The organism is Actinomadura pelletieri DSM 43383 (genome assembly GCF_003634705.1).
Lineage (GTDB): Bacteria > Actinomycetota > Actinomycetes > Streptosporangiales > Streptosporangiaceae > Spirillospora > Spirillospora pelletieri.
Map to the genome: position 1 here is coordinate 238,397 of NZ_RBWU01000008.1, position 11,436 is coordinate 249,832.

The window sequence follows — 11,436 nt, forward strand, 5'->3', positions numbered from 1 at the left end:
TAAGCTCGCTCAAGATGGCCCCGGTCATAACGCTGAAAAGGGCGGAAGCGTTTCCGTGGATCTCCGGCTCGTTCGAGGACGGCTTTAGTTGCGATTTGTTCGTGCTTCAGCCGTCGTTGATGCGATTGGCGATCGGACTCGTGCGCAAATGTTCGGCGCGCGTACAGGGCGAGCAGTAAAGGAGACGTAATGGGGCTTTCCTCGCCGCGACCGCGAAGATACGCCCGGCTGACCGCGGTGACCGCCGCGGTCGTCGTGGTGGGGGCGGTGCAGTCGGTCCCCGCGTCGGCCGATCGCACGGGCTCGCCCGGCGAACGCCGGTGCGAGGTCCTCGACAACCTCCGGGAGCAGACCATCCGGTTCGAGTCGCTGGGCAGCGGTTCCCTGGAGATGCAGGTCGGCGACTCGGGGTCGTACTACGACAACATCTACGACGCGAGCGGCAAGACCATCGGCAACGCCATCGGCGTCGTCACGGCCGTCTACAAGAACTCCGACGGCCATCTGATGACCAAGTACGCCGAGGCCGTCAAGTTGCCGGGCGGAATCGTGCGGGCCGAGGGCTGGGTCGACCGGACGAAGGTCTGGCAGAACAAGACCGTCCGGTACCGGGCCTACGGACTGACCGGCAGGTTCCGCGGCAAGGTCGGATACCGCAAGTGGTTCATCCCGCCGCCGCCTCCCGGCACCCCGCCGGGCTCCGGAGGCGGAGACGTGAAGATCCACCTCAAGATGGTGCTCTGCGGCTGAACGCCGCGGACCCGCGCTCGCGCGGAGAGCGCACAGGGACCGGCCCCGGTTCGGAAGCGGATTCCGAACCGGGGCCGGTTCTTCGCTGCGAGCACCGACACGGGCGCCGACGCGAGCGCCGACACGGGCGCCGACGCGAGCGCCGACACGGTGCCGGTCTCAGGCGGTCGCGGGCGTCGGGGAGAGGTCGCCGACGACCTTCAGAAGTTCGTCGGCGACGGTCCGCACGTCGGCGTCGTCCAGGGCCGGGTGCAGGGGCAACAGGAGCGTCCTCCCGGCGGCCTCGTCGGTGCCGGGCAGGTGCCCGCCGGCCCGGTACAGCGGCACCCGGTGCAGCGGGAAATAGCGGTAGGCGGTGTAGATGCCGCGGGCGAGCAGTTCCGCCGCGACCTGGTCGCGGATCGCCGCGTCGAGCTGGACCCAGTAGAAGTAGTGCGACGTGGTGTGCCCGTCGGGCAGCGGCGGCGGAAGGCTGACACCGTCGGCCCCGGCCAGCAGCCGGTCGTAGTCCGCGGCGATCTCCCTGCGCCGTTCGATGAACCCGGGCAGCCGCCGTAGCTGCGCGATCCCGATCGCGGCGGTCATGTCGTTGCCGATGAGCCGTCGCCCGAAGTCCTGGACGTCCGGCGTCCACCAGCGGGGCTTGCCCCGGCCCGCGGTGATGAACGCGCTGCGGTCCTCAAGGCCGTGATAGGCCAGCCGGTACGAGCGGCGCGCGAGATCCGGGTCCCGGACGTAGATCATGCCGCCGTCACCGGTGGTGATGATCTTCCGGGAGTCGAAGCTCCACACCGCGATGTCGCCGAAGGTGCCGCACTTGGCGCCGTCCACCTCCGACGCCAGCGAGAGCGCCGCGTCCTCGATCAGCGGAATGCCCCGCTCCCGGCAGAGGGCGGCGATACCGACGATGTCGCCGGGCCGGCCCCCGTAGTGCAGCACCATCACCGCCTTCGTCCGCGGCGTCAGCGCCCGCTCCACGTCCGCGACGGTGGGGTTCAGCGTCCGCGGCTCGACGTCGCAGAAGACCGGACGGCCGCCCGCCGCCATGACCGCGTTGGCCCCGGCGATGAAGTTCACGGACGGGAGCACCACGTCGTCGCCGGGGCCGACCTCCAGCAGTTCCATCGTGAGGAACAGCCCGGAGGTGGCCGAGTTGAGGAAGACGACATGCTCCGCGGGCACGCCCAGATGGGCGGCGAACTGCTCCTCGAACGCCACGGTCCGGGGCCCGTGCCCGACCCAACTGTCGGCGAACGTCTCGCGGACGGCCTCAAGCTCCTCGTCGCCGAGACACGGCTGGAAGACATTGATCATGACGTCGCTCCGGACGCCACCCACTGCGGCGTTTCGACGATCTTGATGACGGCGCAGGAGAGGACCATGCCGGGACCGACGCCGAGCATGCAGAAGTGGTCGCCGGGCCCGAGTTCCCCGGAGTTCAGCAGGTGCTCCAGCGAGAGGACCTGGTCCGTCGTCCCGCAGTGGCCGATGGTGCGGCCGTACTCGAGGGACGGGGTGAAGTTGTCCACCCCCATGATCGCCATGCCGTGGGCCTTGACGATATGGCCGGCCGAGTTCACCACGGCCAGGTGCGCGACATCGGACGCGGCGATGCCCGCCTCCTCCAGGGTGCCGTCCACCAGCCGCTTCACCGCGGCCTGCATCTCCAGGATCCGCGCCGCCATCTGGGCCTGCTGCTCCGGCGAGACGAGCTTCTGCCGCCGGGCGTTGGTCTCCAGGGGCCTGCCGACCGTCATCGGCGGCGGGAAGATCCCCTGCGCGAGGTGGTCCTTGCCCTCGGGAACGGTCGTGGAGCGGACGGACAGCACCTCGGCGAAGCCCGGCTCCTTGGTCACCAGCAACGCGGCGGCCGCGTCGCCCAGGACGAACGGGCCCCCGCGCCAGCGGTCGATGAGCGGCGTGCCGTAGTTGTCGGCGCCGACCAGCAGGGCCGCCTTCCGCTCCGGGTCGGCGGTGAGGTACGCGGCGGCCAGGCTGAGCGAGGCGAACAGGCCGCTGCACCCCTGCCGGACCTCCATTGCCTCGACCTCGCCGCCGACGAGGTCCTCCTGGAGCAGCGAGCACGGCAGCCAGTCCTGCGGTCCCTGCGGCCAGGTGTAGGTGTAGAGCAGCAGATCGAGGTCCGTCGGGCTGTGCCCCGACCGTTTGAAGGCCTCCTGGGCCGCGCTCAGGGCCATCTCCGGCGCCGGGACGTCACCGGCGACCGCGGCGGAGGTCATGCCGTGCGCCGCGGCCTCCTCCGGGGAGCAGAGTCCCTGCTCGACGGCCGACTCCACGCTCACCCTCGCGGGAATGTGGACTCCCAGCCCCTTGAGGAAAATCTTCGGCGTTCCCAACGCTGAGCCTCTCTTTCGATGGACGGTTCGGTGCTTGCGGCGGTCAGGCCAGCCCCTCCAGGACGGCGACCACCTCGGCGGGCGGGCTCGGCTGGGCCAGCACCTGGTCGGCCAGCCGCCGTGCGGACTCCCGCAGCGGCCCGTCCGACAGCGCCTGCGCCGCGGCCGACCTGATGTCGGCCTGCTCCACCGAGTCGAGGTGCAGGTTCAGGCCCGCGCCGGTGCCGGCGAGGGCGGCGCCGTTGGCCACCTGGCCGGGGATCTTCGTGATGGTGATCTGCGGAACGCCGTACCGGGCGGCGGTGAGCATCGTGCCGGTGCCGCCCTGGTGGATGATCGCGTCGCAACCGGGCAGCAGCACGTTGAGCGGCAGCTCTTCGGCCACCCGCACCTTGCCCGGCTCCTCCGTCACCAGGCCCGCGTCGGCCTTCTTGACCGTGACGACGACCTCGACGTCCAGGTCGGCCAGGTTCGCAATGATCTGCGGCACCAGATCACCGACGGTGCCGAGGGCCTGGGACGTGGTGATGCCGCGCGTCACGCACACCCGCGGGCGGGTCGTGGGCTCGCGCAGCCAGTCCGGGGCGACGGCCGAGCCGTTGTACGGCACGTACCGGATCGGGACCCGGTTCGGGATCCCGTCGATCTGGAGGACGTCGGGGCAGGGATCGATGTTGCGGACCGCCTCGCCGCCGCCCATCTCCAGGCCGTACCGCGCGTAGACCTTGGCCAGGTCGCCCGCCCACGGCCCCTGGTACAGACGGCGTCCGGGGAACCCGAACTCCGGGGTGACGAGCGTGCCGTCCATGTGATGGACGAGCGGCACGCCCACCGCCTGCGCGACGACCGGCGCGGCCAGGACCAGCGGATCCGACACGACCAGGTCGGGCCGCCACGCCCGCGCGAACGGGACGAGATCCTCCGCCATGGCCTCGGCGCTGCGGATGTAGGGCTCGCCCATCAGCTCGTCGATCCGGTCCGCGAGCCGCGCGCGCTCCTCCGGGGTCGGCTCCGCGCCGCCCTCCTTACGCTGGAAGTGGGCGGCGGCGATCGGGGCGCGCTCGTCCCACACCTTGATCGGGTCGTAGGCCTCGCCGACGGTGATGGCCGCCATCCCCGACGCCGCGATCGCCCCGGCGACCGATTTCTGCCCCGCCACCCGCACCTCGTGCCCGGCCAGCCGGCTGGCCCAGATCAACGGGACCATCGGGTAATAGTGCGGGGGAATGGCCCACGGCAGAAAAAGAACCTTCACGATGTGCACGTCCCCTCGATCGGCCGGCGCCCGACCCGGTCGGCGCTCTCGTCGAAAGCGGTCGAGGCCGGAGGATGACCCAAGTCTGGAACCGCAGTGCATCCCGTGCCGCTAAAGCATGGACAGTCCCGGGCTAAATCCGGCGATTTGCCGACGCTTTAGAGCGGCGCCGCATCATCGGACGATTACCAGGAATGCCGACCGAACGAAACGATCTCCGGACGCCGGGAATTCAGCCAGAAAGGAACGGCACATGGCAGACAGCTCGCCCTCCACCGAGACGGCGGCGCCGGTCGAACTGCCGATCGAGCGGAGCGACCCGTTCGACCCGCCGCCCGAGCTGGGGCGCTACCGGGAGGAGTCCCCGCTGCGCCGGCTGGCCTACCCCGACGGCCATATCGGCTGGCTGGTGACGGGCCATGCCCTGGCCAGGACGATCCTGTCCGATTCCCGTTTCAGCGCGCGGATGGAGCTCAAGCGTTCACCCGTACAGCGCGCGGGAGCACAGGCGATCATGGGCAGGCCCGCGCCGCCCGGAACGTTCATCGCGATGGACCCGCCGGACCACACCCGGTTCCGCCGGCTGCTCACCCGCGAGTTCACCGCGCGCCGGATGAAGGCGCTCGAACCGCGGATCGAGACCATCGTCGCCGACCACCTGGACGCGATGGAGAAGGCCGGCCCGCCGACCGACCTGGTTCCCGCGTTCGCGCAGCCGATCCCGCTGCTGGTGATCTGCGAGCTGCTCGGTGTGCCCCTCGCGGACCAGGAGATCATCCAGCGGACCGCCGCCACCGTGGTCAGCCTCGGCTCCACGCCCGAGCAGGTGCGGGAGGCCATGATCACGGCGGCGATGTACCTGCGTGAACTCGCCGGACGCAAGCGCGCCGAGCCGACCGACGACCTGCTCAGCGCCCTGGTCAACAGCGGCGAGCTGACCGACGACGAGATCACCGGCGTCGGCATGCTGCTGCTCGGCGCGGGCCACGAGACGACGACGAACATGCTGGCCCTCGGCACCTACGCCCTGCTCCGCCATCCCGCCCAGATGGAGCGGCTGCGCGCGGATCCCGCACTGGCCGAGAGCGCGGTGGAGGAACTGCTGCGCTACCTGACCGTCGTCCAGTACGGCACGACCCGGGCCGCGCTGGAGGACGTCGAGCTGGACGGCCACCTGATCAAGGAGGGCGAGGTGGTCGCGGTGTCGCTGCCGGCCGCCAACCGTGACCCGGCGCGGTTCACCGATCCCGACGCCCTCGACCTCGCCTCCCCGGCGACCGGGCACCTGGCGTTCGGGCACGGCGTCCACCAGTGCCTCGGGCAGCCCCTGGCGCGCATCGAGATGCGGGTCGGCTACCTGGCGCTGCTCAACCGGTTCCCGGGCCTGCGCCTGGACGCCGAGCCGGACGGGATTCCGATGCGGGAGGACATGAACACCTACGGTGTGCACCGCCTTCCGGTCAGTTGGTGATCTTTCGGCCGATGGCCGGCGACCGCCTAGGCCGTCCGGGACGGCAACCTTTAACCTGAGCCCGTGAGGATCACCGGCGAGCGACCAGTACGGGACGTCCTGTTCGACGTGGTCGCGGTGGCGATCGCCCTGTTCCTCAGCCTCGTCGCCGTCGCGGGCGACCACCCGGTGGTGAAGCCCCACCACGGGTTCTCCGCGGCGGTGCTGGTGGCGTCCGCATGCTCCCTGTTCTGGCGGCACCGGGCGCCGCTGACCGTCGCCTGGATCGCCGCGGTGACGGCGGCGACGCTGCCGATCGTGGAATGGGTGCAGCCGGGCGCCCTGCTGAACATCGACGACCAGCAGGCGTTCGGCAACCTGCTGGTCTGGCCGGTGACCGGGGCGTTCGCCGCCTACAGCGTGATGGCGTTCGCCGACGACCGGCATGCGGCCTGGTCCCGGTGGGCGCCGGTGGTGGTCTGCGCCGTCGGCGCGGTCCTCATCGTGCAGGTGCTGCCCCAGGTGCCGCCGCAGAACTACGCCGACGCGGCCGGCAACCCCGACGGCGTCGCCTTCCGCAGCGTGGTGTTCGTGGGCGGCGGTGCGCTCCTCGGCCTCTACACCGCGGCCCGGCGGCGGCTGCTGCGCGGGCTGCTGGAACGGGCCGAACGGGCCGAGCGCGAGCGGCACCTGCTCGCCGAGCAGGTCCGCGCGGAGGAGCGGGCGCGGGTGGCGGCGGAGATGCATGACGTGGTCACCCATCGGGTGAGCCTGATGGTGGTGCAGGCCGGCGCGTTACGGGTCACCACGCAGGACGAGAAGGTCCGGGGCGCGGCCGAGGAGATGCGCGCGACCGGATGCAAGGCACTGGAGGAGCTGCGCGACGTGGTGGGGCTGCTGCGCGCCGGCGGCGGAGCGAGCGCCGAGCCCGACCATGCCGAGGACGCCGTGGCGCCGGTCCCCGACCTGGGCGGGCTGATCAGCGAGTCCGAGTCGGTGGGCGTTCCGGTGGAGTTGGTCGAGGAGGGCGCTCCGGCACCGACCTCGGTGGTGATCGGCCGGACGCTGTACCGGGTCGTCCAGGAATCGCTCACCAACGTGCGCAAACACGCCCCCGGCGCCCGGGTGCGGGTGAACCTGCGGTACCTGTCCGACGCGATTCAGGTCACCGTCCACAACACCGTGCCGACCGAGGACGTCGACGTCGAGCTGACGTCGGCGGGTTCGGGCACCGGCCTGCTCGGGCTGCGTCAGCGGGTCGAGCTGCTCAACGGCAGTCTGGACGCCGGACCCGACCAGGACGGATTCCGTGTCGACGTGAGGCTCCCGACCTACCTGCCCGTCCCCGGATCCAGCTCCTGACGGAGGAAGCGGACCGCGGCGCCGTGCAGGACGGCGGCCCCGCCGCAGCACACGCCCGCGAAGACGAAGCCGGGCAGCGGCCCGTCCGGGACGGTCAGCGACTGCGCCGCCGAGGCGGACAGGACGGTCACCGCCGTGCCGGCCAGGGCGATGCCGAGGCGCGGTGACACCGAACGGGCGCGGGCGGCGCCGGCCGAGGAGGCGCAGGCCACGACGGCCGCCAGCCCCACCGAGGCCGCGACGCCCCCGGCGCGGGCGGTGGCGCTCATGTCCGGGGCCAGAACCGCGCCGGGCAGCCACACGAGGGTGAGCGTCGCCGCGGTCATCGCGAACGGCACCGCCTCCATCGCCAGGACCTGCCGGCCGAGGCGTCCCGGGACGGCGCGGAAGAACGTGCGGTCCACCTCGTCCGCGAGGCCCGTGGAGCCGGCACCGAGCAGCGCCAGAACCGCCGCCACACCCCACGGGACCGTCGCCGCCCCGGACTCGGCCCAGAGCGCGGCGGCCGCGGCCGCCGCCACCAGCGGGACGGCGCCCGCCGCATCACGCCGCCAGGTGCGGCGCAGCTGGGCGATGGCCCGCCAGGCGAACGCCGCCTCCCCGGCGAAGCGGGCGTCGGCCGCCAGCGACACGACGCCCCGCCGCAGCCGCCGCGCCGCCAGCTGCGCCGCCGGCCCGCCGGTGTCGCCGCCGCGCACCGCCGCCCGGAGCGCGGCGAACTCCCAGGCGAGCCGGGCCGCGTCGTCGTGGTAGCGGTCGGCGAGCAGGACGGCGACCGTCCCGAGCACGGTGACCAGCGCGCCCGTGATGGCGGCCGCCGACCAGTCGACGGCGTCCGGGCCGCCCGCGAGCGGCGCGAGCACTCCCTCCAGGAGCGTGGACGGCGGCCACCACGGGTCGTCGTCGTGGCCGGTGCCGCGTGCGACCGCGAGCGCCACCGGGACCGTCCCGAGGACGCCCCACACCACGGCCGGGACGGCGCGCGGCACCCCGCGCGTGACCAGGACGAACGAGACGTAGGCGGTGCTCCGGAGCAGCGCGGCGACCAGCGCGAGGGCGAGGGCCGCGCCGAGGACGCCCGGGTTCCTCCCCGTGGCGGCCCACCCGGCCAGGCCACCGGCGCATCCGGCGGCGAGGACCCCGCCGAACATGCAGACCAGCCGGTGGGCCACCAGCGCGCGCGGGCCGTCCGGGGCCGGGAGGACCCAGGCCACGTCCGCCGGGGTCAGCCTGATCGGACAGCGGAACGCGGCCAGCGCGCCGAGCGCACCCTGGAGGGCGGCGAGCCCGGCCGCCGCGTAGGGCAGGCGGCCCGTGGTGAGAAGGGGACCGCCCAGGTCACCGCCGCCACGGCCCTGCAGGACGACGAACGCCGCGACCGCCGCGACGAACGCCGTGAGCCGCCGTGGGGAACGCGCCACCGTGAGGACGCGCCGCGCGAGCGCGCGGGCGGTCCCGTAGAACAGGGCACGCAGCGTGCTAGTCACGGAGGCCGTCGGTCAGCGTGAGGAAGACCGTCTCCAGTTCGGTGCCGGGTTCGAGTTCCGCGGCCTGCCACAGCTCGGCGAGCGTCCCCTGCGCGACGACACGTCCCTGGTGCGCCACGGCGATCCGGTCGGCGAGCCGCTCGGTCTCTTCGAGCCGGTGCGTGGACAGGACGACGGCGGCACCGTCCCGGGCGAGGTCGGTCATCAGGTCACGCAGTTCCCGGACGGCCTGCGGGTCGAGCCCGTTGAACGGCTCGTCCAGGATCAGCACCCGCGCGCCGTGCAGGAGGGCCATGATGATGGCGACCTTGCGGCGCATGCCGTGCGACAACTCGTCCGGCAGCGCGTCCACCTGCTCGGTGAGCCGGAACCGTTCGAGGAGCCCGGCGGCGCGGTCGTTCCAGTCGCGCAGGCGGTGCGCCAGCGCGATGAAGCGGAGGTGCTCGGCGACCGTGAGCCCCGGGTAGAGGTCCGGCTCGTCCGGGGTGAAGGCCACCGCGCCGCGCGGGGCCCGGCGCGTCCCGTCCTCGTCGGCCAGCGACACCGTGCCCGAGTCGGGCCGCAGGAGCCCCGCGACACAGCGCAGCGTGGTGGTCTTTCCCGCGCCGTTGGGACCGAGTAAGGCGAGGATCTCGCCCGTCCGACCCTCGAAGGAGACCCCACGCACGGCTCGCTTCGCGCCGAACGACTTGTGGAGATCCTCCACGATCAGGGTCGTCATTCTCCGGTCTCCGTCGCGTGACCGCGGGGGCGGTCACGGGGGCGGTGCGGGTCAGCGCCCGAAGTCTAGCGGCGGCGGTGTGCTCCCGGTCCTCGCTCTCAGGGTTGCCGGACGCCGACGAACAGGCCCGGCCCGACCATCTCGGACTCGATGTACTCCACCGAACAGCCCGCCCGGGTGAACGCGGCCTCGTAGTCCGCCCTGCTGAACAGCGACATGTGGTGGCGGTCCACGAAATGCCGGATGCCCTCGTCGCTGGACGCCACCGTGTAGTGGACGTCCATACGGGTGGCCCGTCCTTCCACGACCGAGTGGGAGACCCGCGCGATCGTCCGTCCCTCCACCTCGACGAGGCTGCCCCCGACGTATCCGGACACGAAGTTCTCCGGGAACCACCACGGTTCGACCACGACGACGCCACCGGGGTCGAGGTGCGCGGCGAGGCAGCTTACCGCCGCCTCCAGTTCGGTCGTGTCGGTCGAGTACGCGATCGAGCTGAACATGCAGGTGACCGCCCCGAACGTGCGGCCGAGCCGGAAGTCGCGCATGTCCCCCTGGGACACCGGGACGCTCTCGCCGAGCCTCTCCCGGGCCACCCGGACCATGTCGGCCGACAGGTCCACGCCCGCCAGCCGTTCGAACGACCCGACGAAGTGGACGAGATGCGCGCCGGGACCGCAGGCGACGTCCAACAGCGAGGACGCGCCCGGATTACGCTCCTTGATCAGCTTCGTCGTGAGCGCGGCCTCACCCGCGTAGTCCTTGCCCCGGCCCCGGTAGATCGCCTCGTAGACGTCCGCGAGGTCGAAGAGACGGGTGTCCTCGTCGTTCCCCATGTGCTTCTCCTCTTCCATGTGAACGGTGTGTGCGGAACGCGGCGACCTCAGAGCGCGGCGATGACCTTGTGCAGGGCCTCGATCACCGTGTTCTGCCGGTCCTCGGGGAGTGACGGGTACATCGGCAGCGAGAAGATCTCACCGGCCAGCCGCTCGGTGACCGGGAGCGAACCCTGTTCATAGCCGAGGTGGGCGAAGCCGGTCATGGTGTGGACGGGCCACGGGTAGCTGATGTTGAGCGAGACCCCGTGCCCCTTCAGCGCTTCGAGGATCTCGTCGCGCCGCGGATGACGCACGACGTACAGGTAGTAGACGTGCTCGTTGCCGGGGTTCGTGGTCGGCAGCGTCAGCCCGCCGGGCCCGGTGAGGTCGGCCAGCGCCTCGTCGTAGCGCCGTGCGACCGCCCGCCGGCCGGCGATGTAGTCGTCCAGGCGGGTCAGCTTGCGGCGGAGGATCTCGGCCTGCACCTCGTCGAGACGGCTGTTGTGCCCCGGCGTCTGGACGACGTAGTAGACCTCCTCCATGCCGTAGTAGCGCAGCCGAAGCAGGGCCTTGTGCACGCTCTCGGTGGAGGTGATGACCGCCCCGCCGTCGCCGTACGCCCCGAGCACCTTCGTCGGATAGAAGGAGAAGGCCGCGGCGTCGCCCATGGTCCCGGCGATCCGGTCGTGGTGGCGTGCGCCGTGCGCCTGCGCGCAGTCTTCGAGGATCACCAGCCCGTGTTCGGCGGCGAGCCGTTCGAGCGGCGCCATGTCGACGCACTGCCCGTACAGGTGCACCGGGAGCAGGGCCTTGGTGCGCGGGGTGATCGCGTCCCGGACCTGGTCCACGTCCATCAGGTAGTCCTCGCGGACGTCCACGAACACCGGTGTCGCGCCCACCGCGTCGATGGCCACGACCGTCGGTGCCGCGGTGTTCGACACCGTGATCACCTCGTCGCCCCGTTCGACGCCCAGCGCCTCCAGGCCCAGCGCGACCGCGTTGGTGCCGTTGTCGACCCCCGTGCAGTAGGGCACGCCGTGATAGGCGGCGAAGCCGTCCTCGAAACCCCGGACACTCTCGCCGAGCACGAGCTGCCCCGAGCCGAAGACCATGTCGACGGCGTCGAGCAGGTCGACCCGTTCCTTCTCGTACTCCGGCAGGTAATCCCACACGCGGATCGTCACCGGCCACCTCCACGTTTCTGTGCTCGTTCTCGTCCCGGGCGATGTGGCACCC

General features: G+C 71.9%; 10 protein-coding genes. 3 read left to right on the forward strand and 7 right to left on the reverse strand.

From position 1 onward, the window contains the following. Positions 1-189 precede the first annotated feature (189 nt). Positions 190-750: an allene oxide cyclase barrel-like domain-containing protein gene (locus BZB76_RS31815; RefSeq protein ID WP_121438130.1), complete on the forward strand. Its 561-nt coding sequence runs from the start codon at positions 190-192 to the stop codon at positions 748-750. A 159-nt stretch (positions 751-909) separates the two neighbouring features. On the opposite strand, the gene BZB76_RS31820 is transcribed toward BZB76_RS31815, so the two are convergent. The 3 genes from BZB76_RS31820 to BZB76_RS31830 form a co-directional block, all read right to left on the reverse strand. Beyond that, positions 910-2,064, reverse strand: a complete 1,155-nt coding sequence (locus BZB76_RS31820; RefSeq protein WP_121438355.1) for a DegT/DnrJ/EryC1/StrS family aminotransferase — start codon at positions 2,062-2,064, stop codon at positions 910-912. Continuing rightward, positions 2,061-3,053 (reverse strand): ketoacyl-ACP synthase III family protein, encoded by a 993-nt coding sequence (locus BZB76_RS31825; protein WP_246007340.1) that lies wholly within the window; start codon positions 3,051-3,053, stop codon positions 2,061-2,063. The genes BZB76_RS31820 and BZB76_RS31825 overlap by 4 nt, the downstream gene beginning before the upstream one ends. A 97-nt stretch (positions 3,054-3,150) precedes the next feature. After that, complete coding sequence (locus tag BZB76_RS31830; RefSeq protein ID WP_147449622.1) at positions 3,151-4,314, reverse strand: nucleotide disphospho-sugar-binding domain-containing protein; 1,164 nt, start codon at positions 4,312-4,314, stop codon at positions 3,151-3,153. Positions 4,315-4,615: 301 nt separating this feature from the next. Between BZB76_RS31830 and BZB76_RS31835 the strand changes: the two genes are divergently transcribed. Then, positions 4,616-5,833 carry a cytochrome P450 gene (locus tag BZB76_RS31835; protein ID WP_121438133.1) on the forward strand — a complete coding sequence of 406 codons (1,218 nt, stop codon included), beginning with the start codon at positions 4,616-4,618 and terminating at the stop codon, positions 5,831-5,833. A 63-nt stretch (positions 5,834-5,896) separates the two neighbouring features. Continuing rightward, a complete protein-coding gene (locus BZB76_RS31840; RefSeq protein ID WP_211343298.1) occupies positions 5,897-7,174 on the forward strand; it encodes a sensor histidine kinase in 1,278 nt (425 codons plus the stop codon). On the opposite strand, the gene BZB76_RS31845 is transcribed toward BZB76_RS31840, so the two are convergent. The 4 genes from BZB76_RS31845 to BZB76_RS31860 form a co-directional block, all read right to left on the reverse strand. Continuing rightward, on the reverse strand, positions 7,144-8,661 hold the full coding sequence (locus tag BZB76_RS31845; RefSeq protein ID WP_121438134.1) for a hypothetical protein: 1,518 nt from the start codon (positions 8,659-8,661) through the stop codon (positions 7,144-7,146). The two genes, BZB76_RS31840 and BZB76_RS31845, sit on opposite strands and share 31 nt — an antisense overlap. Beyond that, on the reverse strand, positions 8,654-9,382 hold the full coding sequence (locus BZB76_RS31850; protein WP_121438135.1) for an ABC transporter ATP-binding protein: 729 nt from the start codon (positions 9,380-9,382) through the stop codon (positions 8,654-8,656). The genes BZB76_RS31845 and BZB76_RS31850 overlap by 8 nt, the downstream gene beginning before the upstream one ends. A 98-nt stretch (positions 9,383-9,480) precedes the next feature. Further along, the gene (locus tag BZB76_RS31855; protein ID WP_121438136.1) at positions 9,481-10,218 is read right to left on the reverse strand and encodes a class I SAM-dependent DNA methyltransferase; all 738 of its coding nucleotides are present in this window, start codon (positions 10,216-10,218) and stop codon (positions 9,481-9,483) included. A 47-nt stretch (positions 10,219-10,265) separates the two neighbouring features. Beyond that, positions 10,266-11,384 (reverse strand): DegT/DnrJ/EryC1/StrS family aminotransferase, encoded by a 1,119-nt coding sequence (locus BZB76_RS31860; protein ID WP_121438137.1) that lies wholly within the window; start codon positions 11,382-11,384, stop codon positions 10,266-10,268. Between the last annotated feature and the right edge of the window lie 52 nt (positions 11,385-11,436).

What these genes read in the sequence shown, in the direction of transcription:
- BZB76_RS31815 (WP_121438130.1), top strand. Translation starts at nt 190, where the DNA reads ATGGGGCTTTCCTCGCCGCGACCGCGAAGATACGCCCGGCTGACCGCG.
- BZB76_RS31820 (WP_121438355.1), bottom strand. Translation starts at nt 2,064, where the DNA reads ATGATCAATGTCTTCCAGCCGTGTCTCGGCGACGAGGAGCTTGAGGCC.
- BZB76_RS31830 (WP_147449622.1), bottom strand. Translation starts at nt 4,314, where the DNA reads ATGGTCCCGTTGATCTGGGCCAGCCGGCTGGCCGGGCACGAGGTGCGG.
- BZB76_RS31835 (WP_121438133.1), top strand. Translation starts at nt 4,616, where the DNA reads ATGGCAGACAGCTCGCCCTCCACCGAGACGGCGGCGCCGGTCGAACTG.
- BZB76_RS31850 (WP_121438135.1), bottom strand. Translation starts at nt 9,382, where the DNA reads ATGACGACCCTGATCGTGGAGGATCTCCACAAGTCGTTCGGCGCGAAG.
- BZB76_RS31855 (WP_121438136.1), bottom strand. Translation starts at nt 10,218, where the DNA reads ATGGGGAACGACGAGGACACCCGTCTCTTCGACCTCGCGGACGTCTAC.